The sequence below is a fragment of the Humibacillus xanthopallidus genome (assembly GCF_006717145.1).
Taxonomy (GTDB): Bacteria; Actinomycetota; Actinomycetes; order Actinomycetales; family Dermatophilaceae; genus Humibacillus; species Humibacillus xanthopallidus.
On sequence record NZ_VFQF01000003.1, the window covers coordinates 1,040,243 to 1,066,126 of the forward strand.

General features: G+C 71.3%; 26 protein-coding genes. 15 read left to right on the forward strand and 11 right to left on the reverse strand.

Annotated elements, in window-relative coordinates; all coding sequences use genetic code 11:
* Window positions 1-6: 6 nt before the first annotated feature.
* The 5 genes from FHX52_RS22785 (at window position 7) to FHX52_RS22805 (ending at window position 4,020) form a co-directional block, all read left to right on the forward strand.
* Complete coding sequence (locus tag FHX52_RS22785) at window positions 7-633, forward strand: TetR/AcrR family transcriptional regulator (RefSeq protein WP_141824599.1); 627 nt, start codon at window positions 7-9, stop codon at window positions 631-633.
* 10 nt (window positions 634-643) lie between these two features.
* Complete coding sequence (locus FHX52_RS22790; protein WP_141824600.1) at window positions 644-1,402, forward strand: ABC transporter ATP-binding protein; 759 nt, start codon at window positions 644-646, stop codon at window positions 1,400-1,402.
* Window positions 1,399-2,133 (forward strand): ABC transporter permease, encoded by a 735-nt coding sequence (locus FHX52_RS22795; protein ID WP_141824601.1) that lies wholly within the window; start codon window positions 1,399-1,401, stop codon window positions 2,131-2,133. Before FHX52_RS22790 ends, FHX52_RS22795 begins: the two co-directional genes overlap by 4 nt.
* 126 nt (window positions 2,134-2,259) lie before the next feature.
* On the forward strand, window positions 2,260-3,189 hold the full coding sequence (locus FHX52_RS22800; protein WP_141824602.1) for a Ppx/GppA phosphatase family protein: 930 nt from the start codon (window positions 2,260-2,262) through the stop codon (window positions 3,187-3,189).
* A 96-nt stretch (window positions 3,190-3,285) separates the two neighbouring features.
* Window positions 3,286-4,020, forward strand: coding sequence for an SDR family oxidoreductase (locus tag FHX52_RS22805; RefSeq protein ID WP_246070345.1), 735 nt, complete (start codon window positions 3,286-3,288; stop codon window positions 4,018-4,020).
* Between the two features lie 78 nt (window positions 4,021-4,098).
* Here the strand turns inward: FHX52_RS22805 and FHX52_RS22810 are convergent, their stop codons facing one another.
* From FHX52_RS22810 to ku, 3 genes are read right to left on the reverse strand one after another with little or no spacing between them, the layout of a single operon-like run.
* Window positions 4,099-4,896 (reverse strand): sugar phosphate isomerase/epimerase family protein, encoded by a 798-nt coding sequence (locus FHX52_RS22810; protein WP_141824603.1) that lies wholly within the window; start codon window positions 4,894-4,896, stop codon window positions 4,099-4,101.
* A 54-nt stretch (window positions 4,897-4,950) separates the two neighbouring features.
* Window positions 4,951-6,177, reverse strand: a complete 1,227-nt coding sequence (locus FHX52_RS22815) for an acetyl-CoA hydrolase/transferase family protein (RefSeq protein WP_141824604.1) — start codon at window positions 6,175-6,177, stop codon at window positions 4,951-4,953.
* 34 nt (window positions 6,178-6,211) lie between these two features.
* Window positions 6,212-7,201 (reverse strand): non-homologous end joining protein Ku, encoded by a 990-nt coding sequence (gene ku, locus FHX52_RS22820; RefSeq protein ID WP_141824605.1) that lies wholly within the window; start codon window positions 7,199-7,201, stop codon window positions 6,212-6,214.
* An 18-nt stretch (window positions 7,202-7,219) separates the two neighbouring features.
* Between ku and ligD (FHX52_RS22825) the strand changes: the two genes are divergently transcribed.
* Both ligD (FHX52_RS22825) and ligD (FHX52_RS22830) read left to right on the forward strand, forming a co-directional pair.
* Window positions 7,220-8,167, forward strand: coding sequence for a non-homologous end-joining DNA ligase (gene ligD / locus FHX52_RS22825; protein ID WP_185747440.1), 948 nt, complete (start codon window positions 7,220-7,222; stop codon window positions 8,165-8,167).
* Window positions 8,167-9,111, forward strand: coding sequence for a non-homologous end-joining DNA ligase (ligD, locus tag FHX52_RS22830; RefSeq protein WP_141824606.1), 945 nt, complete (start codon window positions 8,167-8,169; stop codon window positions 9,109-9,111). The genes ligD (FHX52_RS22825) and ligD (FHX52_RS22830) overlap by 1 nt, the downstream gene beginning before the upstream one ends.
* A 119-nt stretch (window positions 9,112-9,230) precedes the next feature.
* Here the strand turns inward: ligD (FHX52_RS22830) and FHX52_RS22835 are convergent, their stop codons facing one another.
* Together FHX52_RS22835 and FHX52_RS22840 are read right to left on the reverse strand one after the other, a co-directional pair.
* Entirely contained in the window at window positions 9,231-9,569 is a 339-nt protein-coding gene (locus FHX52_RS22835; protein WP_141824607.1) for a histone-like nucleoid-structuring protein Lsr2, read from the reverse strand.
* 139 nt (window positions 9,570-9,708) lie between these two features.
* Entirely contained in the window at window positions 9,709-10,047 is a 339-nt protein-coding gene (locus FHX52_RS22840) for a hypothetical protein (protein WP_185747461.1), read from the reverse strand.
* Here FHX52_RS22840 and radA point away from each other — a divergent pair.
* The 4 genes from radA (at window position 10,019) to FHX52_RS22860 (ending at window position 15,002) form a co-directional block, all read left to right on the forward strand.
* A complete protein-coding gene (gene radA / locus FHX52_RS22845; RefSeq protein ID WP_141824609.1) occupies window positions 10,019-11,434 on the forward strand; it encodes a DNA repair protein RadA in 1,416 nt (471 codons plus the stop codon). The two genes, FHX52_RS22840 and radA, sit on opposite strands and share 29 nt — an antisense overlap.
* 55 nt (window positions 11,435-11,489) lie before the next feature.
* A complete protein-coding gene (gene disA, locus FHX52_RS22850) occupies window positions 11,490-12,566 on the forward strand; it encodes a DNA integrity scanning diadenylate cyclase DisA (protein WP_141824610.1) in 1,077 nt (358 codons plus the stop codon).
* A 26-nt stretch (window positions 12,567-12,592) separates the two neighbouring features.
* Entirely contained in the window at window positions 12,593-13,486 is an 894-nt protein-coding gene (locus tag FHX52_RS22855; protein WP_141824611.1) for an HhH-GPD family protein, read from the forward strand.
* A gap of 211 nt (window positions 13,487-13,697) precedes the next feature.
* A complete protein-coding gene (locus tag FHX52_RS22860) occupies window positions 13,698-15,002 on the forward strand; it encodes an IS256 family transposase (protein WP_425460124.1) in 1,305 nt (434 codons plus the stop codon).
* A 71-nt stretch (window positions 15,003-15,073) separates the two neighbouring features.
* Here the strand turns inward: FHX52_RS22860 and FHX52_RS22865 are convergent, their stop codons facing one another.
* Together FHX52_RS22865 and FHX52_RS22870 are read right to left on the reverse strand one after the other, a co-directional pair.
* Entirely contained in the window at window positions 15,074-15,463 is a 390-nt protein-coding gene (locus FHX52_RS22865; protein ID WP_141824612.1) for a PPOX class F420-dependent oxidoreductase, read from the reverse strand.
* Window positions 15,464-15,466: 3 nt separating this feature from the next.
* A complete protein-coding gene (locus tag FHX52_RS22870; protein ID WP_141824613.1) occupies window positions 15,467-16,006 on the reverse strand; it encodes a gluconokinase in 540 nt (179 codons plus the stop codon).
* 78 nt (window positions 16,007-16,084) lie between these two features.
* On the opposite strand from FHX52_RS22870, the gene FHX52_RS22875 reads away from it, so the two are divergent.
* From FHX52_RS22875 to FHX52_RS22885, 3 genes are read left to right on the forward strand one after another with little or no spacing between them, the layout of a single operon-like run.
* Complete coding sequence (locus FHX52_RS22875; protein ID WP_141824614.1) at window positions 16,085-16,879, forward strand: ABC transporter permease; 795 nt, start codon at window positions 16,085-16,087, stop codon at window positions 16,877-16,879.
* The gene (locus FHX52_RS22880; RefSeq protein WP_141824615.1) at window positions 16,872-17,696 is read left to right on the forward strand and encodes an ABC transporter permease; all 825 of its coding nucleotides are present in this window, start codon (window positions 16,872-16,874) and stop codon (window positions 17,694-17,696) included. Before FHX52_RS22875 ends, FHX52_RS22880 begins: the two co-directional genes overlap by 8 nt.
* A complete protein-coding gene (locus FHX52_RS22885) occupies window positions 17,693-18,625 on the forward strand; it encodes an ABC transporter ATP-binding protein (protein WP_141824616.1) in 933 nt (310 codons plus the stop codon). The genes FHX52_RS22880 and FHX52_RS22885 overlap by 4 nt, the downstream gene beginning before the upstream one ends.
* A gap of 311 nt (window positions 18,626-18,936) precedes the next feature.
* On the opposite strand, the gene FHX52_RS22890 is transcribed toward FHX52_RS22885, so the two are convergent.
* A complete protein-coding gene (locus FHX52_RS22890) occupies window positions 18,937-20,202 on the reverse strand; it encodes an MFS transporter (RefSeq protein WP_141824617.1) in 1,266 nt (421 codons plus the stop codon).
* 86 nt (window positions 20,203-20,288) lie between these two features.
* Here FHX52_RS22890 and FHX52_RS22895 point away from each other — a divergent pair, with 86 nt between their 5' ends.
* Entirely contained in the window at window positions 20,289-21,203 is a 915-nt protein-coding gene (locus tag FHX52_RS22895; protein ID WP_141824618.1) for a LysR family transcriptional regulator, read from the forward strand.
* Window positions 21,204-21,321: 118 nt separating this feature from the next.
* On the opposite strand, the gene FHX52_RS22900 is transcribed toward FHX52_RS22895, so the two are convergent.
* From FHX52_RS22900 to FHX52_RS22910, 3 genes are all read right to left on the reverse strand, one after another.
* Complete coding sequence (locus FHX52_RS22900) at window positions 21,322-21,891, reverse strand: amino-acid N-acetyltransferase (RefSeq protein WP_141824619.1); 570 nt, start codon at window positions 21,889-21,891, stop codon at window positions 21,322-21,324.
* Window positions 21,888-23,105 carry an LCP family protein gene (locus FHX52_RS22905; RefSeq protein ID WP_141824620.1) on the reverse strand — a complete coding sequence of 406 codons (1,218 nt, stop codon included), beginning with the start codon at window positions 23,103-23,105 and terminating at the stop codon, window positions 21,888-21,890. The genes FHX52_RS22900 and FHX52_RS22905 overlap by 4 nt, the downstream gene beginning before the upstream one ends.
* An 86-nt stretch (window positions 23,106-23,191) precedes the next feature.
* Window positions 23,192-25,813 (reverse strand): ATP-dependent Clp protease ATP-binding subunit, encoded by a 2,622-nt coding sequence (locus FHX52_RS22910; protein WP_141824621.1) that lies wholly within the window; start codon window positions 25,811-25,813, stop codon window positions 23,192-23,194.
* Window positions 25,814-25,884 lie beyond the last annotated feature (71 nt).

The following is a 25,884-nucleotide window of genomic DNA, read 5'->3' on the forward strand; positions in this document are numbered from 1 at the left end:
TGGGGCATGAGCCCACGCGTGGAGGACGGTGCCGCACAGCGCGGGCGCGGGCGTCGACCGGGTGGACCCGACACGCGCGCCGCGATCGTCGATGCGGCGCGAAGCTCCTTTGCTGCCAAGGGATATGACAAGACGAGCCTGCGTGGGATCGCGCGCGACGCGGGGGTCGACCCCGCCCTCGTGCACCACTACTTCGACGGCAAGGCGGCGCTCTTCGCCGAGACCATGGCCGTGCCGGTCAACCCCGCGGAGGTCATCTCGCACGTCATCGCTGGCGACCAGGGCCGGCTCGGGTGGCGGCTCGTCGAGACCTTCCTGACCATCTGGGAACCGCCCGACCGGCGCGACGCCCTCGTCGCCCTCGCGCGGTCCAGCATGACGAGCGAGGAAGCCGCCAGGATGCTGCGCGAGTTCCTCGGTCGGGAGGTCTTCGGGCGCATCGCGGCCTCGACGGGAGCGCCGGACCCGCAGCTGCGCGGCGCCCTCGCGGCGTCGCAGATGATCGGGCTCGTCATGGCTCGCTACGTCGTGCGCGTGCCGGGCCTGGCCGACGCGAGCCGAGCCGAGCTCGTCGAGCACCTCGGTCCGGTTCTTCAGGGCTATCTGGTGGACGAGCCGCGCCGACCGGAGTAGATTTCATCACATGATGAATAACTACGACGGGCCGGCGGTCGCCATCAGCGGCCTGCAGGTCGTGCGCGGTCGTCGCGACGTCATCCCGGGCCTCGACCTCGAGATCCCCGCGGGCGAGGTCGTCGGGCTGCTCGGACCGTCCGGCTCCGGCAAGTCGACTCTCATGCGGTGCATCGTCGGCGTGCAGATCACCAAGGGCGGCACGGTCACCGTGCTCGGCCACCCGGCGGGCTCCCCGGAGCTCCGCAAGGAAGTGGGCTACGTGACGCAGGCCCCGAGCGTCTACGAGGACCTCACGGTGCGCGACAACATCGCCTACTTCGCGCGCGCCGTCGGCCTGCGTGGCACGGAGCTGCGCGACGCGGTCGACCGCACCCTCGCCGAGGTCGACCTCGTCGACTACGGCGGTCAGCTCATCCGCGACCTCTCGGGCGGTCAGGAGTCGCGGGTCTCGCTCGCCGCAGCGCTCGTCGGACGCCCCACCCTCCTCGTCCTCGACGAGCCCACGGTCGGACTCGACCCGGTGCTGCGGCGCGACCTGTGGGAGCTGTTCGCGAACCTCGCCGCGCAGGGCCACTCCCTCGTCGTGTCGAGCCATGTCATGGACGAGGCGACCCGCTGCGACCGCCTCGTGCTGCTCCGGGCGGGCGAGGTGCTCGCCGACGTCACTCCCGAGGAGCTCCTCGCGCGGACCGGCGCGGCCGACGCCGACGCCGCCTTCCTCACCCTCGTCGACCACGCTGCCGAGACCCGTCGGAGCGCGTCATGAACCCCGGCCTCACCCTCGCCACCGCGGGTCGGGTCCTGCGCCAGGTGCGCACCGACCACCGCACCATCGCCCTCATCATCGTCGTGCCCTGCGTCCTGCTCGGCCTGCTCGCCTGGATCTACACCGGCACGCACGTCTTCGACCTCATCGGGCCGGCCCTGCTCGGCGTCTTCCCGATGGTCGTGATGTTCATCGTCACCTCGGTCGCCACGCTGCGCGAGCGTCAGTCTGGGACGTTGGAGCGGCTCCTGACCACGCCCATGGGCAAGGGCGACTTCATGATCGGGTATGCCGTGGGCTTCGGTCTGCTGGCCGTCGTGCAGGCCGTCGTGGCAACGGGATTCGCCGTCTGGGTGTGCGGCCTGGACGTCGCCGGACCGGTCTGGCTGCTCGTCGTCGTGGCCGTCGCCGATGCCGTGCTCGGCACTGCGCTGGGGTTGCTCGCGAGCGGCTTCGCACGCACGGAGTTCCAGGCCGTGCAGTTCATGCCGGCGTTCCTGCTGCCGCAGTTCCTCCTGTGCGGGCTGCTCATCCCGCGCGACCAGCTGCCGACCTTCCTCGAGTGGATCAGCAACCTGCTGCCCCTCTCCTACGCCGTCGACGCGATGAAGGAGATCACCCGCAGTACGGATCCCCTCTCTGCGGTAGCAGGCGACCTCGGCATCGTCGCGGGCTTCATCATCGCGGCCCTCGCCCTCGCCTCGCTCACCCTGAGCCGCCGCTCCGCCTGACGGCATACGGCATACGGCAACGAGGGCGCAGGGTGCGCCCCAGACGGCCCCGGGCGGCTCAGGGGCACCCTGTGAGTCGCCCGTGAGCGCGGGAGCGCGGGGCGACCGCGCCACTAGGGTGAGGGCATGCGACTGGGCGTCATCGACATCGGGTCCAACACGGTTCACCTCCTCGTCGTCGACGCCTACCGCGGCGGTCACCCGCTGCCGGCGTTCTCGCACAAGACCGAGCTGCGGCTCTCGGAGAGCCTCGACCACGACGGGCGGGTCGACCCGGCGACGGCGGACCGGCTCGTCGACTTCCTCGGCGAGTGCCTGCGCGTGGCCGAGGACCAGGGCGTGCAGGACGTCTTCGCGTTCGCGACCTCGGCGCTGCGCGAGGCACCCAACGGCGACGAGGTCATCGCCCGGGTGCGCGAGGAGACCGGCATCGAGCTCGACGTGCTGACGGGCGAGGACGAGGCCCGCGTGACCTTCCTCGCCGTGCGGCGCTGGTTCGGCTGGTCGAGCGGGCGCCTCCTCGTCATCGACATCGGCGGCGGGAGCCTCGAGCTGGCCTCCGGCATCGACGAGGAGCCGGACGTCGCGCTCAGCCTGCCTCTCGGGGCAGGTCGCCTCACCCGGGAGCGACTCACGGGAGACCCTCCCGATGCCACGGACGTGCGGGCGCTGCGGTCCTACGTGCGCACCTCGCTCGCCGAGCAGATGCGCCCCCTGCTGACGGTCGGTGCCCCCGACCGCGTCGTCGGCACCTCGAAGACGATGCGCTCCCTCGCCCGGATCGCCGGAGCCGCACCCCGCGCCGAGGGGCCCTTCGTGCCCCGCTGGCTCGGCCGCGACGACCTCCACGGCATCGTCGAGCGACTCTCGGGCATGGACGCCGCACAGCGCGCCCAGCTGCCCGGGGTGTCGGCGGGGCGGGCGGCGCAGATGCTCTCCGGCGCGCTCGTCGCCGAGGCCGCGCTCGACCTGCTCCAGGTCGAGCGCATCGACATCTGCCCGTGGGCGCTGCGCGAAGGCCTCATCGTGCGCCGCCTCGACCAGCTCGCCCCGTAGGAAGCCGCGGCTCGCAGGAAGTTCGCCCGTAGGGAGCGTCCCGTGGCAACCTCGCCCCGGAGGGGCGCTCGGCCCACGGCCTCGTACGCTCTGCGGGTGAGCTCACCGCAGACCCGACCCGTCGCCGTCGTCACCGGAGGCACCCGCGGCATCGGCCTCGGCATCGTGCGCGACCTGGCGCCCACCCACCACGTCGTCGTCGGCGGCCGCAGCGAGGAGGGCGTGGCCCGTCTCGTCGCCGAGCTGCCGTCGGCCCAGGGCCTCGTCGCAGACCTCGCTGACTGCGCGCCGGGCGGCTCCCTCGAGCACGCCCTCGCGGACCTCGTGCCGACGCTTCCCCGGGTCGACGTGCTCGTGCACTCGGCGGGGATCCTCCGCCACGGAACCGTCGCCGAGGCGCCGGTGGCCGACTGGGCCGAGTCGATGACCGTCAACGTCGTGGCCGTCGCCGCCGTCACCCGGGCCCTGCTGCCGGCCCTGCGCGCCGCGCAGGGTCTCGTCATCGCGGTGAACTCCGGGTCGGGCTTCACCTCTGGCGCGCGGTCGGGCGCCTACAGCGCCTCGAAGTTCGCCCTGCGCGCCCTCACCGACGCCCTGCGCGAGGAGGAGCGGGCCCACGGCGTGCGCGTCACGTCGCTTCACCCCGGCCGCGTCGACACCGACATGCAGCACGAGCTCGTCGGCCACGAGGGGGCGGACTACGACGCCACGGCCTACCTCGACGTCGAGTCCGTCGTGGCCGCCGCGCGGCTCGCGATCGACGCCGGCCCCCGGGCGAGCGTCGACCTCGTGTCCGTGCGTCCGCGCGGCTGGCGGCCCACCTCCGACTGACCCCTCGGCGGTCCGGGGGAGCGCTCGCCCGGGGTCCGCCGGACCGACCGGCGTCGACCCGGCGCGCCGCGCCGCACGCTAGATCCGCGAGGCGCCCACCGTCGGCAGCAGGCCGAAGCGGGCGAAGGCCAGCGACTCGGCGAGGTCGATGTCGCGCTGGTCGCGGGTGCCCTTGCGGGTCGACACCTCGACGACGACGTCGCCCTGCCACCCGGAGTCCGACAGCAGCTCGAGGACCTCGGTGCACGGCTGCGTGCCGCGCCCCGGCACGAGGTGCTCGTCCTTGAACGAGCCGAGCCCGTCGGCGAGATGCAGGTGCGCGAGCCGCGACCCCAGCGACCGCACCATCTCGACGGCGTCGGAGCCCGCCGTGGCCGTGTGCGACAGGTCGATGACGACGTTGTCGTAGGGCTGCGTCGTCGGGTCCCAGTGCGGCAGGTAGGCGAGCACCTCGCGGCGGGCGGTGCGCCACGGATACATGTTCTCGACCGCGAGGCGCACGCCCGAGTCGCGCTCACGTTCCGCGATCCCCTCGACGAACCCGGCGGCATACTCCCGCTGCCAGCGGAAGGGCGGGTGCAGCACGACGGTGTCGGCGCCCACCTCGAGCGCCAGCTCGATGGAGCGGTCGACCTTGCCCCACGGGTCGGTGCCCCAGACCCGCTGAGTGAGCAGGAGCGTCGGCGCGTGCACCGACAGCACCGGTATGCCGTGCAGCTCGGCGAGCGCGTTGAGCGCCCCCGCCTCCTGGGTGACCGGGTCGGTCCAGACCATGATCTCGACACCGTCGTAGCCGAGGCGGTCGGCCGTCGCGAAGGCCGTCGCGACGTTGTCGGGATAGACCGACGACGACGAGAGCCCGATGCGGATGGTCATGGCGTCATTCTCCGTCACCGACCCCTCACGGCTCGCGCCGGGAGGGGTCCCGTCTCATGCGAGGCCGAGGGCGTGGGCCTCCTCGCGCAGGTCGTCGCGCACGCGCGGGTGGGCGCACTCCTCGATGATGTCGTGGCACTGCTCCCGCTCGCTGCGCCCCCAGAGCTGCGCCATGCCGTGCTCGGTGACGACCGCGCTCTGCTGGAAGCTCGTGACCGGCTCGTCGAGCAGAGGCACGATCGTCGACACGTCGGCCTTGGGGTGCCACGAGCGCAGCGCGATGAACGACTGCCCACCCTGGGAGTGCAGCGCCCCGACGATGAAGTCGGTCTGGCCGCCGAAGCCGGAGTGGATGCGGGCATTGATGCGCGAGGCGTTCGCCTGGCCGAAGAGGTCGACCTCGAGCGCGGTGTTGACCGAGGTCATGTGTCGCTGCTGCGCGATGAGGCCGGGGTCGTTGGTCTTCTCGGTGCGCAGCATCCGCACCCGCGGGTTGTCGTGGATCCACTCGTAGAGCTCCGCCGAGCCGAAGCAGAACGACGTGACGAGCGGGTGGTCGCGGTCGAGCGCACCCGCGGCGTCGAGCGCGAGCACGCCGTCGGAGAACATCTCCGTCCACATCCGCAGGCCGCGCCGGCCGGTCAGCGCGCCGAGGGTCGCGTCGGGCACCCCACCGATGCCGAGCTGGAGCGTCGAGCCGTCGCGGACGTGGGCGGCGACACGCTCGCCGATGAGCCGGCTCTCGTCGTCGGGCTCGAGCGGGGCGTGGGTCGGCAGCGGCTCGTCGACCTCGATCGCGAGGTCGACGTACTCGATGGGCACGAGAGCGTCACCCGACGTCCGCGGCATCGAGCGGTTGAGCACCGCCACCACGAGACCTCCGTGGGCGCGCACGGAGTCGATGGCGGCCGGCAGGATGTTGACCTCGAGCCCGAGGCTGAGGTGGCCCCCCTGCGGAGGGGTGCAGTGGATGAGCACGACGTCGGGCACGAGGGTGCGCGCGAAGAGCAGTGGCACGAGTGACAGGCGCGAGGGCACGTAGTGCAGCTGCGGGTGGTGACGCATACCGGGCCCGACGAAGCACGTCTCGGCCGTCACGCCCTCACGATCAGGTATGCCGCGTGGCGCGTTGAGCGCATGGATGATGTAGCGCTCCAGCGCCTCATCGACGGCCCGCACGCCCTCCCACGGGATGGCGGTGTTGCCGCTGACGACGATGCGCGGGTTGGTGGGCAGGGCACGCAACCGCGCCTGCAGGTCCTCCACGGTGACGGTCTGCACCCTTCCATCGTGGCGCAGACCGGCTCCGGACGGGTCAGCTTGCCCTCTTCGTCGCTGCCTTCTTGGTCACAGTGCCCGAGGTGGACTTCTTGGCGGCCGTCTTCTTGGCGGCGGTCTTGGCCGTCGTCGTCTTGGCCGTCGCCTTCTTCGTGGTGGACTTCGTGGCGGCCGTCTTCGTCGCGCCCGCCTCGTCGTCCGTGGAGGGCGTCGAGGGCGTCGTCTCGCCGGAGGCGGCGCCCGGACCGGCCTTGGCGGCCTTGGCCTTGTCGACGCTGCGCTGCAGGGCGGCGAGCAGGTCGACGACCTCGGTCTCCTCACCCTCCGCCTCGGGTGTCGTCGTGATCTCGCCGCCCTCGATCTTGCTCGCGACGAGGGCCTCGACGGCCTCGGAGTAGTCGTCCTCGAACTCGTCGGGCACGTAGTCGCCCGACAGCGAGTCGACGAGGGAGGACGCCATGGCGAGCTCCTTGGCCGTCGCGTGGGTCTCCTCCGACAGCGACTCGAACTCCGGCGCACGCACCTCGTCGGCCCAGAGCAGTGTCTGGAGCACGATGACGCCGTCACGCACCCGCAGCACGGCGAGGGTCATGCGCGAGCGCACCGACACCGTCACGAGCGCCATGCGGTCGGCCTTCTCGAGCGCGTCACGCAGCAGCACGTAGGGCTTGAGGCCGGTCTTGTCGGGCTCGAGGTAGTAGGACTTGTCGAACAGCAGTGGGTCGATCTGCTCGGACGGCACGAACTTCTCGATCGAGATCTCCTTCGTCGAGCGCGACGGGAGACTCCTCATGTCCTCGTCCGAGAGGACGACCATCTGGCCGTCGGCGGCTTCGTACCCCTTGGCGATGTCGGAGTAGGCCACCTCCTCGCCGTCGATCGCGCAGACCCGCTTGTAGCGGATCCGGCCGCCGTCCTTCTCGTGGACCTGCCGGAACTGCACGTCGTGGTTCTCGGTCGCCGAGAAGAGACGGACCGGGACATTGACGAGTCCGAAGGACACCGCGCCTTTCCAGATGGCTCGCATGAGAACAAGAATGCACCCATGCGCCCCATGCTTGCGACGCCGACGGTGACCATTCCGTCCGGCGACGCCTGGCAGCACGAGGTCAAGTGGGACGGTATGCGGGTGCTGGCCGACGTCTCCGAGGGCGGGCTGACCGTGTGGTCGCGCACCGAGCGCGACGTCACGGTCGCCTTTCCCGAGCTCCACGAGCTCGCCACGGAGTACGCCGACATGCTCCTCGACGGCGAGATCGTCTCGATGCAGGGCGGCACGCCGTCGTTCGCCGCCCTCGCCGAGCGCTTCCACGTCACCGACGCGCGCAAGGCCCGCCAGCTCGCGGAGCAGGCGCCGGTGACGCTCATGACCTTCGACCTGCTCCGCCTCTACGGGGTCGAGCTGATGGACCGCCCCTGGAGCGACCGGAGGGCGACGCTCGAGCGGCTCGAGCTCGACAACCCGAGGTGGCAGACGCCGCCGACCTTCGACGACGGTGGCGTGCTCCACGAGGCGACGAAGGAGCAGGGCCTCGAGGGCATCGTCTCCAAGCGGGTCGACTCCCGCTACACCCCGGGGGTGCGAAGTCCCTTCTGGCTCAAGTCTCCTCACCGCGGCACCGTGTCGGTCGTCATCGGCGGCTGGCGACCCGAGTCGACCGGAACGGTCCGCACCCGACTGGGCGCCGTGCTCGTGGGGGTGCCCGGGCCGGGCGGTCTGCGCTATCTCGGACGCGTCGGCTCCGGCCTCGCCGGCAAGCTGGGCACGGCACTGATGCGTGAGCTCGAGCCCCTCGCCTCCGACGAGTCGCCTTTCGGCACAGAGGTGCCCGCGGTCGATGCCCTCGGAGCGACGTGGGTGCGTCCGGTACTCGTCGCCGACGTGCAGTCGCTGGGGCTCGGCGGTCAGGGCAGACTGCGCCAGCCGGCATACAAGGGCTTGCGGGTGGACCTCACGCCCGGCGACGTGGACGCCCAAGGGCTCGGTGAGTGATGGCCTACGAGCCCACGAAGGTCACGGTCGAGGTCGAGGGCCGCCGGCTGCGGCTGTCGAGCCTCGAGAAGGTCATGTTCCCGCGCACCGGCACGACGAAGGCGCAGGTGCTCGACTACTACGCCCGCATCGGGCCGGTGATCCTGCCCCACCTGCGCGACCGCGCCGTGACGCGAATCCGCTTCCCGCACGGTGTCGGTGACATGCAGTTCTTCGAGAAGAACATCCCCGCCGGCACCCCTGCGTGGATCCGGCGGGCCGGTCGCGACCCCGTGTTCCCGCTCATCGACGACCTCGCCGGGCTGACCTACTTCGCCAACCTCAACTCCCTCGAGCTCCACGTGCACCAGTGGCGCTACGAGGGGGAGGGGCGCGACGCCGTGCCGCTGAACCCCGATCGGCTCGTCATCGACCTCGACCCGGGGCCGGGCACCGGCCTGCTCGAGTGCGCGCGGGTCGCCCTCATCGTGCGCGAGCGCCTCGGGCGCATCGGCCTCGACACCGTGCCGGTGACGAGCGGCAGCAAGGGCCTCCAGCTGTATGCCGTCCTGCCCGGCGCCCACACGAGCGACGAGGTCCGCGACACCGTGCAGCAGCTCGCCCAGGAGCTGACCAAGGCCCACCCCGACCTCGTCGTGTGGAAGATGGCCAAGGAGCTGCGCCCGGGCAAGGTGTTCCTCGACTGGAGCCAGAACGTCGCGGCCAAGACGACGGTGTGCCCCTACTCCCTGCGGGGCCGCGACGAGCCGACCGTGGCGGCGCCCCGCTCGTGGGCCGAGATCGAGGCGGGGGCGGAGGGATCCGGCGGCACGGGCGCCTCGGGTGGCCCTGACGGCCCTGACGGCGCCGGCGGCGCCGGCGGCGGGGGGCTGGCGCAGCTGCGGATGGACGAGGTGCTGGCTCGCGTGGAGGCCGACGGGGACCTCGCGGAGAGCATCACCTGACTTCCTCTGCCGTGGCGCCTGGGATGGGGTCCTCGCGGAGCCCGGACACGCGAACGGCCCGGCGGTCGCCGCCGGGCCGTTCGAGGTGGTGCGGTGTTCTTCTCTTGGCGCTGGGCCGGTCAGTGGGCCTTGTCGTAGGCCGCCTGGACCTCGGCCGAGATGCGGCCGCGGTCCGACACCTGGTGCCCGTTGGCCCGAGCCCACTCGCGCACTGCACCGAGGTCGCCGCGCTTGGCGCCGCCGGCCGAGGCGGAGCGGCGTCGCGACGTGGACCGGCTGCCCGAGCCGCTGCGACGGGCGTGGCCCGTCCACGTGGCGAACTCGTCGCGCAGCTTCTTGGCGTGCTTGTCCGAAAGGTCGATCTCGTACGAGATTCCGTCGAGCGAGAAAGACACTGTCTCGGCGGCGTCACCGCCGTCGAGGTCGTCGATCAACTTCACTTCGACACGCTGAGCCATGTTTCTCCATCTGCATTGTCTTGTAGGAGGGGTTTTATCCGCGTCGACAACCCGCGGACAAGATCAATTTACACTCCCACGGCGCAGGAAAGGCTTTACACGGTATGCAGATCGTGAATCACTTTGACGTGTCACGTACTCAGCGGGCTGTGATATCCGGTGCCGCGCCCCCGGTCCGGTCATCGCTGGTAGTAAGGGGTGCGGATTGTGTGCCGGTGTCAGCCAGTTGGTGCTCCTTCTCCCATTTCGCGTGCGCAATGCGCTCGCGACGGTCGCCCTCGAGAATGCTCTTGATGACGAAGTAGAAGAGCGTGGCCATGCCGATGGTCGGCACGAGTGCGAGCACGTAGGGCATGACGGAGTCCATGTCGCCATTTTCGCACGGGATCTCGAGCGGACGACCAGCGCGGCGGGCCCCGATGTCGGAGGGGGCCCGTACGGTGGCGGCCATGGCAACGAGGACGGCGTCGCGGCGCACGGCAGGCTACCGCTGTTCGGAGTGTGGGTGGAGCGCGGTGAAGTGGGTGGGTCGATGTGGCGAGTGCCAGGCCTGGGGGAGCGTGGCCGAGGTCGGCGATGCGCCGGCGCGCACGACAGCCGCCACCGCGGTCTCCCCGGCGCCCCCCATCGGTGAGGTCGACCTCACGCGCGCGGCGGCGCGGCCCACGGGTGTCGGCGAGTTCGACCGGGTGCTCGGCGGCGGGCTGGTGCCCGGGTCGGTCGTGCTCGTCGCGGGCGAGCCCGGCGTCGGCAAGTCGACCCTGCTGCTCGACGTCGCCGCGCGCGCCGCCCGCGGGGGCGCCGCGGTGCTCTACGTCAGTGGCGAGGAGTCGGCCGCCCAGGTGCGCGGCCGGGCCGAGCGCATCGACGCGATGGCTTCGACCCTCTACCTCGCCGCCGAGACCGACCTCGCGACCGTGCTCGGCCACATCGAGGCTCGCTCGCCAGACCTGCTCGTCGTCGACTCCGTGCAGACGGTGGCGAGCGCCGAGATCGAGGGGCAGGCCGGCAACGTCTCGCAGGTGCGTGAGGTCGCGGCCAGCCTCATCCGCGCCGCCAAGGAGCGCGGCATGGCCGTGCTCCTCGTCGGCCACGTCACCAAGGACGGCTCGATCGCCGGCCCCCGGGTGCTCGAGCACCTCGTCGACGTCGTCGTGCAGTTCGAGGGCGACCGGCACTCGCGGCTGCGACTGGTCCGCGCGGTGAAGAACCGCTTCGGCCCCACCGACGAGGTCGGCTGCTTCGACCTCTCCGACGTCGGCATCGTCGGCCTGCCCGACCCGAGCGGGCTCTTCCTCACCCGGCGCGACCTCGCCGTTGCCGGCACCTGCGTCACCGTCACGCTCGAGGGTCGCCGCCCGCTCGTGGCCGAGGTCCAGGCGCTCGTCGCACCCTCGACGCTGCCGTCGCCGCGGCGCACCTCGAGCGGCCTCGACGCCGCACGCCTCGCCATGATCATCGCCGTGCTCGACAAGCGTGCCGGTGCCCCGGTGGGCTCTCGCGACATCTTCGCGGCCACCGTGGGTGGGGTGAGGCTCACCGAGCCCGCCGCCGACCTCGCCATCGTGTGCGCCGTCGCCTCCTCGGTCATCGACCGTCCCCTCGCCACCGACGTCATCGCCCTCGGGGAGGTCGGCCTCGCCGGCGAGGTGCGCCGGGTGACCGGGCTGCAGCGCCGGCTGGCCGAGGCGGCGCGCCTCGGCTTCCGGCACGCGCTCGTGCCTCCGGGCAGCCTCGACGGTGGTCTCGCGCTGCCCGACGGCATCCGCACGCACGAGGTGGGTGACGTGCCGCGCGCGATCGAGGCGATGGGCCGCCTGGCCGGGCCGCGGCCAACAGACACGCACGCCGTTGCCAGCGTCTAGACTGCGTGCGACCGGGGTGGTCGCGCTCGGCGCCCCCCTCGCTGACAGGGATGTGATGGACCGCAACGACGAGCTGCTGCTGCGTGCAGCCCTTGCTGCCGTTGCTCCCGGCACCGAGCTGCGTGACAGCCTCGAGCGCATCCTGCGGGGGCGCACCGGCGCCCTCATCGTGCTCGGCTACGACCGCACCGTCGACTCGATCTGCACCGGCGGCTTCGTGCTCGACGTCGAGTTCTCGGCCACGCGCGTGCGCGAGCTGTGCAAGATGGACGGCGCCGTCGTGCTCGACCGTGAGGGCACGCGCATCCTTCGCGCGGCGACCCAGCTCGTGCCCGACTCGAGCATCGAGACGACCGAGTCGGGCACCCGCCACCGCACGGCCGAGCGCGTGGCCAAGCAGACCGGCTTCCCCGTCATCTCGGTCAGCCAGTCGATGGGCGTCGTCGCGCTCTACGTCGGCGACCTGCGCCACGTCATCGAGGGCTCCCCGACGACCCTGTCGCGCGCCGACCAGGCCCTGCAGACCCTCGAGCGCTACAAGGCGCGTCTCGACGAGGTCACCGGCACGCTCTCGGCCCTCGAGATCGAGGACCTCGTTACGATCCGCGACGTCACGGCGGTTCTCCAGCGCCTCGAGATGGTGCGTCGCATCTCGGCCGAGATCCAGGACTACGTCGTCGAGCTCGGCACCGACGGGCGCCTGCTCTCCCTCCAGCTCGAGGAGCTCATCGGCGGCCTCGGCAACGACCGCGAGCTCGTCATCCGCGACTACCTCCCGGCCACCAAGTCGGGTCTCGGCCTCGACGACGCGCTCGGGAACCTCCAGGAGCTCAACTCCGTCGAGCTGCTCGACCTCGCGGCCGGTGCACGAGCCGTCGGCTTCTCCGTCGTCGGTGACAGCCTCGACGCGCCGGTGAGCCCCCAGGGCTACCGGCTGCTCACCAAGGTGCCGCGCCTACCCACCGCGATCGTCGACCGCCTCGTCGCCCACTTCGAGTCCCTCCAGCGCCTGCTCGCCGCCGGCATCGAGGACCTCATGCTCGTCGACGGCGTCGGCGAGGGCCGTGCGCGCGCGGTGCGCGAGGGCCTCTCGCGCCTCGCGGAGTCGAGCATCCTCGAGCGCTACGTCTGACCGGCTCCGCCGCCTTCCCCTGCCGTATGCCGTCCCGCGAGGTCCCGCTGTCGCTGCTCCACGAGCGCGTCAACGGCTGGTACGCCGAGGCCGGCCGCAAGGAGCTGCCGTGGCGAGCGCCCGACGCCAGCCCGTGGGGTGTCTTCCTGTCCGAGGTGATGTCGCAGCAGACACCGCTCGCGAGGGTCGAGCCGATCTGGCGCGAGTGGATGGCCCGGTGGCCGACCCCTGCCGACCTCGCGGCTGCGGCTCCCGGTGACGCGGTGCGGGCCTGGGGCCGTCTCGGCTACCCCCGCCGGGCGCTCCGGCTGCACGAGGCCGCCACGGCGATGGTCGAGCGGCACGACGGCGAGGTGCCCCGCGAGCACGAGGCGCTGCTCGCCCTTCCCGGCGTCGGTGCATATACCGCGGCGGCCGTGTCGTGCTTCGCCTTCGGCAACCCCGAGGTCGTCATCGACACCAACGTGCGCCGGGTCCTGGCCCGCACCCTCGAGGGCAAGGCGCTGCCCCACGTGACCCTCAACCGGGCCGAGTCCGACCTCGCCGAGACCGCCATGCCCGCCGACCGCGACAGCGCCAACACGTGGAACGTCGCCGTCATGGAGCTCGGCGCCCTCGTCTGCGTGGCCCGGGGACCGCGGTGCGATCAGTGCCCGGTCGCCGACCTCTGCGCGTGGAACCTCGACGGTCGACCGGCCTACGACGGGCCCCCGCGGCGAGGGCAGGCCTGGCACGGCACGGACCGACAGGTGCGGGGCGAGATCCTGCGGCGGCTGCGTGACGCGCATGCCTCGCTGCCGCTCGCGACCCTCGTCGACTCGGGCGACGACCCCGCCCAGGTGATGCGCTGCCTCGACTCCCTGGCCGCCGACGGCCTCATCGAGCCGTTGGCCCGAGGCCGCTTCCGCCTCCCCGCCTGACCCCCCCACCCAGTCGAGTGGCCACTCCTGGTCGCCCCCTCCGAGTCGAGTGGCCACTCCTGGTCGCCCCCTCCGAGTCGAGTGGCCACTCCTGGTCGCCCCCTCCGAGTCGAGTGGCCACTTCTGGTCGCCCCGCCCAGTCGAGTGGAGACTGTCCGACGAACGGTGTAACTGGCCCCGACGCTGAGGATTCAGCGGGAAGGGTCTGATGATGACCGAGACACTGGTGGGCGTGAGCCCACCGCGGAAGGCAGGCAGGCAGACGCTCACACCTGAAGAGGTGGAGCGCGCGGCGGTGCGCGAGCTGGTCAAGGCTGCTCGCGCCAGGGGTGAGGAGCTGACCGGCCCGGACGGGCTGCTCAAGGCGATCACCAAACAGGTCCTCGAGGCCGCCCTCGAGGAGGAGATGACCGAACACGTCGGCTACGACAAGCACGCCGCCGAGGGCCGTAACGGGGCCAACTCGAGGAACGGGACCCGCGCGAAGACGGTGCTGACCGACAACGCCGGCCCCGTCGACATCGAGGTCCCGCGGGACCGGGACGGCAGCTTCGAGCCGGTCATCGTCAAGAAGCGGCAGCGGCGCCTGAGCGACGTCGACGCGGTCGTGCTGTCGCTGTACGCCCGCGGGCTGACCACCGGAGAGATCAGCGCGCACTTCGCCGAGATCTACGGCGCGTCCGTCAGCAAGGACACCGTCAGCAGGATCACCGACCGGGTCATCGAGGACATGCAGACCTGGTCGGCCCGGCCGTTGCAGCGGGTGTACGCGGCCGTGTTCATCGACGCCATCATGGTCAAGGTCCGCGACGGACAGGTCGGCAACCAGCCGTTCTACGCCGCGATCGGGGTTGACCTGCAAGGTCATCGTGACGTGCTCGGGTTGTGGCCCGGCAACGGTGGCGGGGAGTCCGCGAAGTTCTGGATGAACGTGCTGACCGAGCTGCGCAACCGGGGCGTGGCGGACGTCTTCTTCATCGTCTGTGACGGGCTCAAAGGGCTGCCGGACAGCGTGAACGCGGTGTTCCCGCACGCGATCGTGCAGACCTGCATCGTGCACCTGATCCGTGGCACGTTCCGGTACGCGTCGAAGAAGTACTGGGACGCCATCGCCAGAGACCTGCGCCCGATCTATCAAGCACCCAGCGCCGAGGCGGCGTGGGCCGCGTTCGAGGAGTTCGAGGAGAAGTGGGGCAAGGCCTACCCGGCGATCCCGAAGCTGTGGCGCAACAGCTGGGAGCAGTTCATCCCGTTCCTGGCCTACGACCTCGAGATCCGCAAGGTGCTCTGCTCGACGAACGCGATCGAGTCCCTGAACGCCCGCTACCGGCGGGCCGTGAACGCGAAGGGTCACTTCCCGACCGAGCAGGCCGCCCTGAAGACGCTGTACCTGGTGACGCGGAGCCTGGACCCCAAAGGGCTCGGGCAGGCACGATGGGTGACCCGGTGGAAGCCGGCCCTGAACGCCTTTGCAGTCACCTTCGCCGACCGTATGCCGGCCGCGGAGAACCTCTAACACAAATGCCAGTTACACCGATGATCTGACAGACCCGTCGAGGGCCACTTCTGGTCGCTGCGGATGGAGGCTCAGACGTTGCCGAGGATGCTCGTGACGGTGATCGCGATGACGACGCGCTCGGGGTTGGGGCGAGGCTCGCGGTAGCGGGCGGCATACCTGCGCTCTGCGTCGCGCACGGACTCGGGGTCGTCGAGCACCCGGGTGGTTCCCTCGAGCGAGAGCCACCACCGGCCGTCGACCTGGCACAGCGCGGCCGGGCCCCCGGCCGCAGCGTTGCGGGTCTTGCGGCTGCCGTGGCTCGTGATGACGCGGGCCGTCGCGGTCTCGGGGTCCCACGTGAAGCCCACCGGGGTGACGTGCGGGGTGCCGTCGGGGCGCAGCGTCGTCAGCGTCGCGAGGTGACGCACGGTGAGGAAGTCGAGGGCCGCGGAGCTGAGGTCCTGAGGAGTGAAAGACATCGGTCACACCTCCCGGAGCCCGAGGGCGAGCAGGCAGCGGGCCAGGACCTCGTCGGGCGCGCCGTCGGCCGTGACGGTGACGCCTGGCTCGTCCGGGGCAAGCGGCTCGAGGGTGGCGAGCTGGCTCGGCAGGAGTGAGGGCGGCATGTAGTGGCCGGCCCGGTGCTCGACCCGGTCGGCGATGACCGCACCCGGCGCCTCGACGTGGAGGAAGCGCACGTGCGGCCGGTCGCGGCGCAGCACGTCGCGGTAGGCGCGGCGCAGCGCGGAGCAGGTCACGACGGCCGACTCACCCGCAGCCTCCTTGCCGCTGATCCAGGCGCCGATGGTCTCCAGCCACGGCCAGCGGTCGTCGTCGGTCAGCGCCACCCCGCTGCGCATCTTCTCGACGTTGGCCGCGGAGTGGAAGTCGTCGCCCTCGGCGAAGGTCCACCCCATCACCGCGGCCAGCCCTGTCGCGACCGTCGTCTTGCCGCTGCCGCTGACCCCCATGACGACAACGATGTCGGAGGCGGGGCGGTCGGGCTGGGGGTTGTCCGGCATGCCCCTGAAACTACCCCGTTGATCCGATCTCGGTCGGTGGGTAGCGTGGCCCCTTGTGCCTGCCCCCGCCCGTGTCTCGTGAAGACCTTCTGGCTCCTCGTCAGGGCGGGCTTCCGGAGGCACTCGACCTACCGCTTGGCGCTCCTCGCGGGCATGACGACGAACTCGGTCTTCGGCATCATCCGGGCCTACCTCCTGCTCGCGGCACTCGCGTCGGCCGGCGCCGCGATCGGTGGCTACGACGCGTCGACGGCCGTCGCCTTCGTCTGGTGGGGCCAGGCCCTGCTCGGCACGGTCAACCTCTGGGGCTTCAGCGAGGTCAAGGACCGTGTGCGCACCGGTGACATCGCGGTCGACTTCCTCCGGCCCCTCGACCCCCAGCTCGCCTATCTCGCAGGCGATCTCGGCAGAGCGGGCATCAACCTCATCGGCCGGGGCCTCCCGGCGATCCTGCTGGGCGCCCTCCTCTTCGACTTCGCGTGGCCACCCTCGGGTCTCAGCTGGGCCGCGGGTGCAGTCTCGGTCGTGCTCGCGGTGGTCGTCGCCTTCGCGGGCAACTTCGTCATCAACCTGCTCGCGTTCTGGCTCGTCGAGATCCGCGGCATCACGCTGCTCTGGATGATCACCGGCGGGCTGCTCTGCGGGCTCTACCTCCCGGTGCCGTGGTTCCCTGACTGGCTGCGCACCATCGCCACCTGGTCGCCGTTCCCCTCGATGCTCCAGCAGCCGATCGACATCCTCGCCGGACGCGTCGTCGGTGCCGGCATCGCGACGTCGCTCGCGATCCAGCTCTTCTGGGTCACGGCCCTGCTGGCCCTCGGCCAGGTCGTGCTGCGCGCTGGGCGACGTCGCCTGGAGGTGCAGGGTGGCTGACCGACGTCTCGACCTCGCCGTGCGGCTGCGTCCCTATCGGGTGCTCCTGGCCTCTCGAGCGCGCGCGCAGATGCAGTACCGCGCGTCGTTCGTGACCGACATCCTCGGCACCGTCGGGGTCGGCCTCGCGGAGTTCGCCGAGGTGTGGGTGATCTTCCACAACGTCGACGTGCTCGGCGGACTCGACTTCACCGCGGCGCTGCTCGTATTCGCCCTGTCGAACCTCGCCTTCTCGCTGGCCGACATGTTCGTCGGGCACCTCGATCAGCTGCCGCGCTACATCCGGGCGGGTCAGGTCGACGCGTTCTACGTGCGCCCGCTGCCACTGCTCGCCCAGCTCATGACGAGCGATCTCTCGCTCCGGCGCGTCGGGCGGCTGTCCGTCGCGCTCGTCGCCCTCGCGATCGCCCTCACGACCGCAGACATCACCTGGTCGGCAGCCACCGTGGCCCTCATCCTGCTGACCGTCGTCAGCGGCACGGCGATCTTCTCAGCCCTCTTCACCGCTGCCGGGGGTCTGCAGTTCTTCCTCGTCGACGGCGCGGAGTTCACCAACGCCTTCACCTACGGCGGGCAGTATGCCGCCCAGCAGAGTCAGCAGGTCTTCCCCGACCCGCTGCGCATCTTCTGGACCTTCGTCATCCCGACCGCCTTCGTCGCCTACCTCCCGGCCGTCGCCATCCTCGACCTCCCGGGAGACCACCTCGCCCCGCCGTGGCTGGCGTGGTTCACGCCGCTCGCCGCGGCCCTCGCCTGGGGCCTCGCGGGCCTGTGCTGGAGGTCCGGGACCCGTCACTACCAAGGAGCCGGTGGATGAGCATCATCAAGACCCGCGACCTCGTTCGCGACTTCAAGCGCACCCGCGCCGTCGACCACCTGACGCTCGCCGTCGAGCCGGGCGAGGCCGTCGGCTACATCGGCGCGAACGGCGCCGGCAAGTCGACGACGATCAAGATGCTGACGGGCATCCTCAAGCCGACGTCAGGCACCGTGCGCACCTGCGGCATCGACCCGATGCGCGACCGCATCGGGGTGGCGCGGCGGGTCGGCGTCGTCTTCGGCCAGCGCTCGCAGCTCTGGTGGGACCTGCCGCTGCGCGAGTCGTTCGGCATCCTCGCGGCCATCCACCGCCTCGAACCGTCTGCAGCGACCGCCCGCACGGACCGCCTCGTCGAGCAGCTCGAGATGGGGCCCCAGCTCGGCACGCCGGTGCGCTCGCTGTCCCTCGGTCAGCGGATGCGGGCCGAGATCGCCGCCGCCCTGCTGCACACGCCCGAGCTGCTCATCCTCGACGAGCCCACGATCGGCCTCGACGTGCTGTCGAAGCAGCGCCTGCGCGAGTTCCTCGTCGAGGAGCGCCGCGAGCGGGGCACGACCCTGCTGCTGACGACCCACGACATGGGCGACATCGAGCGGCTCTGCGACCGCGTGCTCGTCGTCGACCACGGCCGGCTCGCATTCGACGGCACCCTGCCCGGTCTCGCCGCGACGGTCGGCGCTCAGCGCATCGTCGTCCTCGACCTCGCGGAGCCGAGCCCCGACCTCACCGACGTGCCGAGCACGACGCTCGTCGAGAGCGAGTCGGGCGGCCTGCGCCAGCGCCTCGCCTTCGACGCCGAGGCGACGACCGCCGCGGCGGTGCTTGCCCACGTCTCGGCGCGCCACGCGGTGCGCGACCTCACCATCGAGGAGCCCGACATCGAGGACGTCGTGCGCCGCATCTACGCCGCGTCCGGCCGCGGCTGACCACACCGACGAGGTATGCCGCCCACCTCAGCCGAGTGGCCGCGTCGCCTCACGCGCACCGCGACGGACTCGCCATCCGGCACCTCGAGTGGCCGCCTCGCCCCACGCGCCTCGCCACGGACACGCCATCCGGCACCTCGAGTGGCCGTGTCGCCTCACGGGTACCACGGGTGACAGTGACGGGTGAGGCGGGGAGGCCACTCGAGGGGTTGGGCGGGCTCATCGGTTGGGGTTGGTGGGACGGCGGGGCCACTCGACGGGTTGTGGGGTGGGGTTGGTGGGGCGGGGAGGCCACTCGACGGGGGTGGGGGTCAGGAGACGTGGGGGTCCCGATCGAGGAGGCGCCGCAGGCGCGTCGTCGACGCGAGCACGGCGACGAGGACCGTCGCCGCGAACACGACGAGCACCACCGGGGCTGCGAACCAGGTCAGCGCGAGACCTGCGGCAACCACCGGCACGGTGATACCGGCATACGCCGCGAGGAACATGCCGGCAAGGGTCTCGCCGCGGTGCTCAGGGGAGGACACGGCCGCGGCGGTGGTGATGGCGACGTTGAAGACGAGCCCTACACCTGCTCCTGCGACGACACCCGACAGGGCGTAGACCGGCAGCGACGTCGACCATGCGCCGATCGCGACGAGCACGAGGCCCACAGACATCGCGAGCATGCCGAAGCGCAGCCGGTCGGTGATCGGGCGCGTGCCGAGCACGACCTGCGAGAGCGCCGAGGCGCCGATGACCCCGAAGACGAGGCCGCCCGTCAGCAGCCGTGAGTGCAGGCCCAGGGTGCCGCCCACGAAGCTCGCCGTGAGCGAGGTGAAGACGCCGAGCACCGAGAAGGCCGCTGCGGCAGCAACGGCGGCCGCCGAGAAGTGCGGTCGAACGGCAGGCTCCACCCCCACCCGCTGCGGGCGGTAGGCCGGCCGGGGACCGCGCCGGTCGACGGTCTCGGGCGCGAGGAGGAGCAGGGCGACGAAGGTGACGACGAGCAGGAGGATCCACACGGCATACGGCAGCGTGAGGGGGTGGGGGAGCCACTGCGTGAGCAGGCCTGCGACGAGCGGCCCGAGCGCGAGGCCGCCGGTGTTGACCGCACCGGCGACGATCGCGGCGAAGCGTCCGTCGGCGTCCGGACGGCCGATCGCGTGCAGCTCCGCCAGGTGAGCGGTGGCCGTCGCGGTGACCGCCCCGATGCCGAGGCCGCAGAGGAAGCGGGCGACGAGCAGGCTGCCGGTGTCATGGAGCAGCACGAACATCACCGCGCTGGCGATCTCGACCGCCGTGGCCACGAGCAGGACGCGGCGGCGCCCGAGGTAGTCGCTGACGTGGCCCGCGAGGTAGAGCCCGGCCATGACGCCGATCCCGTAGGCGGCGAAGATCAGCGTGATGACGAAGGTCGGGAAGCCGTCGAGCTGCTGGTAGAGCGGGTAGAGCGGCGTCGGCAGGGTGGTGAACGCCATGAGAACGGTGAAGGCGCCGACGACGACCCAGAAGCCGCGGCGGTGGCGGGCTCGGGTGGCGTCGGTGTGCGGGGCTCGCGCGGCCGTCGGGGCCGGGCGCAGGGTGCTCGTCGTCATGTCCCCAGCGTGCGCTTGGAGCATTGATCGTGTCCAACGAGCATTCTCAGGCAGATCCATCGATTTTAATGGTGAATCATGGGGACATGGACACCAGGCACCTCGAGTTCTTCGTCGCTGTGGCCGAGGAGCTGAGCTTCACCCGCGCGGCCACGCGGGTGCAGGCGGTGCAGTCGACCGTCTCGGCGGGTATCAGCTCCCTCGAGCGCGAGGTCGGCGCGCCCCTCTTCGTCCGGTCGACGAGGCACGTCGCCCTCTCACCGGCGGGCCGGGCCCTGCTGCCGCAGGCGCGCGCCGCCGTCGAGGCTGTCGCGCAGATGCGCCACCTGGGGGCGCGTGCCGGCGGCCGGGTGCACGGCACGATCCGGATCGGCATGCTGACCAACCTCGAGTCGCTCGGTCTGCCGGAAGTCCTCGGCGACTTCCATCGCGAGCACCCGGCCGTCGACCTGTCGATGCGCACCTCGCCCCGCGGATCCACCGGCCTCGTCGACGACGTGCGGCGCTCGCGGGTCGATGTCGCCTTCTGCGGGCTGGCCCTCGGCGACCTCGTCGGCGTGCACGCCCGGCTGCTGCGCCGCCAGCCCTTCGTCGCGGTGCTGCCACCCGGGCATTCTCTCGCGCGCTCCACGGCGGTTCGGGTCCAGCAGCTCCTCGACGAGGACTTCATCGAGATGCCTGTCGGCTTCGGTACTCGCAAGGCCGTGGACGACTGGTTGCGCGAGGCTGGGCTGCGCCGCCGGGTGACGATCGAGGTGCCTGACCTGTCAACGGTGCCGGCCTATGTCGCGGCCGGTCTCGGCATCGCGCTCGTGCCCGAGCAGACGGCCCTCGGGGCCGCGGGCGTGGCGGTCGTGCCGCTCGCCCACCGGCCCGTCTGGGACCTCAGCGTCATCGCCCGACCGGGCGACCGCGCGCCGGCGGTCGACGCGCTTCTCGCCCACCTCGCCGATCGCCTCGGTGACCAACTCGGTGACCAACCCGGTGACCAACCCGGCTAGCCACCCGGCACGCACGCCCCGGAGACCGCGGCACACGGCATACGGCGAGCGGCTGACTCGAAGGTGTGCGGCTGGAATGACGGTGTGCGGCTGACCCGAGGGTGTGCGTCCGCCTGGGTCAGAGGGTGCGCAGCATCCGGTGGTTGCCGAGGGTGTTGGGCTTGACCCGCTCGAGGTCGAGGAACTCCGCGATGCCCTCGTCGTAGGAGCGGAGCAGCTCGGCGTAGACCTCCGCCGACACCGCCTGGCCCTCGATCTCGGTGAAGCCGTGGCGGGCGAAGAAGCCGACCTCGAAGGTGAGGCAGAAGAGCCGCTCGACCCCGATCTGGCGGGCGTCGTCGACGAGCTCCTCGAGCAGCCGGCCACCGAGCCCCGTGCCGAGCATGTCGTCGGCGACAGCGAGGGTGCGGATCTCGGCGAGGTCCTCCCACATGACGTGCAGCGCCCCGCAGCCGACGATGCGGCCGTCGAGCTCCGCCACCCGGAACTCCTGGAGGCTCTCGAAGTAGGTTACCGCCTCCTTGCTGACGAGCACCCGCCGCGCCGCGAGGGGCGCCACGAGGTCCCGTATGCCGCGCACGTCGGCCGTGCGCGCCCGCCGGATGACCGTGCGCCGTCGCAGCTCGGCCCGGTCGCCGGAGGCGTCGGGGGTGGCGGCATCAACGGCGTCGGCGGCGGCGTCGGTCATGGGAGGTTCCCGTCTCGGAAGGATGCGAAGAGCGCTCGCGCCTGCGCGCCGAGCACGACGATCGACTGGCCCGCGGCGGTGCCGAAGGAGCCCTTGGCGACCCCGCGACCGACCTGCAACGGGCTCAGGGTGTGCAGTCCGGCGGTGAAGGTGAGGATCTGCTCGGCCGACAGGTTGCTCCGCCCCACCTCGCTGAAGCTCGCGAGTGCGCTGGGGATCGCGGCGGGTCCGGCCAGCTTGGCCTTGACCGCGGCGGCGAGGATGACCTCACCTTGGTGCCGCGACCGGCCGAAGTCGCCGTCGGGCAGGGTCTTGCGCTCGCGTGCGTAGGCGAGGGCCTCGGCGCCGGAGAGGGTCTGCGGCCCCGCCTTGATGACGAGGTTCTTGGCGTGGGACGCGACGACGGTGCGGGGGATGACGATCGGCAGGCCGCCCTGGTCGTCGACGATCTTCTTGAAGCCCGAGAAGCCGAGCACGACGTAGCCCTCGATCGGGAGGCCAGTCACCTCCTTGACGGTCGCGACCTGCGCCTGCGGCCCGCCGAAGACCATGGCCGCGTTGATCTTGCCCTTGCCGCCGGTGCTGAGCGGCACCCAGAGGTCGCGGGCCAGGCCCATGACCCCGCCCCCACCGCGCCCGTCGACGCCGACGACCTGGAGCACGTCGGCGCGGGTGCGCTCGAGGGGCTCGCCCTTGCGGGCGTCAGAGCCGATCGCGAGGACCCATCTGGGGCCGGCCGGGCCGAGGCTGGGCTGGGCGATGCCGAGGGACGGCCACCAGCCACCGACGACCCGCCACGAGGGGCCGACCGCGAGGGTGACGTCGTCACCGGCCGTGACGACGGCGACGGGCGTGCCCTTCCACGAGCCCATCGACGCCTTGGCGGTCACGGTCGCCGGGCCGGCCGTACGGGTCTTGAGGGCGGCAGCAGCGCTGCGCGAGGCTGATCCGCCGAGGTCGCTCCCGGCATACAGCCGCGTGACGAGGGCGCCGAGAGCGGCCGGTGCACCGGTCACGGTGACCCCTGCGGACGAGCCGCCCCCGGCGCCAGGGGCGGCAGCGCCCGAAGACCCCGACGTCCCCGCGGGGGCGTCGGAGCCCTCACCCGTGCAGGCGCCCAGCGTTGTCACGATAACGAGCGTCGCGACGACGGCCGCGACCGGCGTGCGGCGCTGCCGGCGTGCCAGTCGGGACGGGCGGGACGGTGGGATCACGGGCCCACGGTAGACGACAGTGGGGAACGGCGGAGGGGCCGGGGACGATGTCCCAGGCCCCTCCGGTGGTGCGGTCGTGCGAGCGGTCAGCGCTCCGTGCCGGTCAGGCCGGAGTCGGGGAACACCTGGTCGTCGGGGACGGTCGAGGGACCGGCCGTGACGTTGACCCCGAGCGCGTCGTCGAGCGCCGGGCCGTCCGGGAGCTCCGGCAGGTCGTCAGCCGGACGGTGCGCGGCGTCGGGGTGGGCCATGTCGGAGAAGGTGAACTTCTCCTCCTTGCCCTCGCCCTCGGTGCCGACCCGGATGTACTGACCCGAGAGGAACTCGGCGTAGAGAATCTTCTCGGACAGGGCGTCCTCGATCTCGCGCTGGATGGTGCGACGCAGCGGTCGCGCACCGAGCACGGGGTCGTAGCCCTTCTTGGCGAGCAGGTCCTTGGCAGCCTGCGTGAGCTCGATGCCCATGTCCTTGTCCTTGAGCCGCTTGTCGAGCTTGGCGATCTCGAGGTCGACGATCTGCGTGATCTCCTCACGGTTGAGGTGCGGGAACACGATGGTGTCGTCGACGCGGTTGAGGAACTCGGGCCGGAAGTGCTGCTTGAGCTCGTCGGTGACCTTCGCCTTCATCCGCTCGTAGTCCGAGCGGCTGTCGGGTCCGGCCGAGAAGCCCATGTTGGCCTTGGAGATGTCCCTCGTGCCGAGGTTCGTCGTCATGATGATGACGGTGTTCTTGAAGTCGACCATCCGACCCTGCGAGTCGGTGAGGCGGCCGTCCTCGAGCACCTGCAGCAGCGAGTTGAAGATCTCCGGGTGAGCCTTCTCGACCTCGTCGAAGAGCACGACGGAGAACGGCTTGCGGCGCACCTTCTCGGTGAGCTGGCCGCCCTCCTCGTAGCCGACGTAGCCGGGGGGCGAGCCGAAGAGGCGGCTCACCGTGTGCTTCTCGGAGTACTCGGACATGTCGAGCTGGATCAGCGCGTCCTCGCTGCCGAAGAGGAACTCGGCGAGCGTCTTGGCGAGCTCGGTCTTACCGACACCGGTGGGGCCGGCGAAGATGAACGAGCCACCGGGGCGGCGCGGGTCCTTGAGGCCTGCACGGGTGCGGCGGATCGCCTGCGACAGCGCCTTGACGGCGTCGTCCATGCCGACGATGCGCTTGTGCAGCTCGTCCTCCATGTGGAGCAGCCGGCTGGACTCCTCCTCGGTCAGCTTGAACACCGGGATGCCGGTGCTCGCAGCCAGGACCTCGGCGATGAGCTCCTCGTCGACCTCGGCCACGACGTCCATGTCGCCCGACTTCCACTGGGCCTCACGGGCGGCCTTCTCCTGGCGCAGGCGCTTCTCGTCGTCGCGGACGCGGGCCGCGCGCTCGAAGTCCTGGCCGTCGATGGCCGACTCCTTCTCGCGCACGAGCGCGGCGATCTTCTCGTCGAACTCGCGCAGGTCCGGCGGAGCCGTCATGCGGCGGATGCGCAGTCGCGCGCCCGCCTCGTCGATGAGGTCGATCGCCTTGTCGGGCAGGAAGCGGTCGTTGACGTAGCGGTCGGCCATGTTGGCCGCCGCGACGAGCGCACCGTCGGTGATCGTCACGCGGTGGTGGGCCTCGTAGCGGTCACGCAGACCCTTGAGGATCTCGATGGCGTGCGGCAGCGTCGGCTCCTGCACCTGGATTGGCTGGAAGCGCCGCTCGAGGGCCGAGTCCTTCTCGATGTGCTTGCGGTACTCGTCGAGCGTCGTCGCACCGATCGTCTGCAGCTCACCGCGGGCGAGCATCGGCTTGAGGATCGACGCGGCGTCGATGGCGCCCTCGGCGGCACCCGCACCGACGAGGGTGTGGATCTCGTCGATGAAGATGATGATGTCGCCGCGGGTGCGGATCTCCTTGAGGACCTTCTTCAGGCGCTCCTCGAAGTCACCGCGGTAGCGGCTGCCGGCCACGAGCGAGCCGAGGTCGAGGGTGTAGAGCTGCTTGTCCTTGAGCGTCTCGGGCACCTCGCCCTTGACGATGTCCTGGGCGAGTCCCTCGACGACGGCGGTCTTGCCGACGCCGGGCTCGCCGATGAGGACGGGGTTGTTCTTCGTGCGGCGGGAGAGCACCTGCATGACCCGCTCGATCTCTTTCTCACGTCCGATGACCGGGTCGAGCTTGCCCTCGCGGGCAGCCTGCGTGAGGTTGCGACCGAACTGGTCGAGCACGAGCGAACCCGCGGGGGTGCCCTCGGCCTGACCGGGGCCGACGCCGGCTCCGGCCTTGTCGCCGCTCTGGCCACCCTGGTAGCCGGAGAGCAGCTGGATGACCTGCTGACGCACCTTGTTGAGCTCCGCGCCGAGCTTGACGAGGACCTGGGCGGCGACGCCCTCACCCTCGCGGATCAGGCCGAGCAGGATGTGCTCGGTGCCGATGTAGCTGTGGCCGAGCTGGAGCGCCTCGCGGAGCGAGTACTCGAGAACCTTCTTCGCGCGGGGCGTGAAGGGGATGTGGCCGGTCGGGGCCTGCTGCCCCTGGCCGATGATCTCCTGGACCTGGGCCCGGACCGCTTCGAGCGAGATGTCGAGCGATTCGAGGGCCTTCGCGGCGACGCCTTCGCCTTCGTGGATCAGACCCAGGAGGATGTGCTCGGTCCCGATGTAGTTGTGGTTGAGCAGGCGAGCTTCCTCCTGCGCGAGGACAACCACCCTTCGGGCCCTGTCGGTGAACCGTTCGAACATGTTCTTCTCCTGACTGATCGAGAGACATCTCGATGCTATCCGTGCCCGCTGTGGACGAGCACACCCCGACC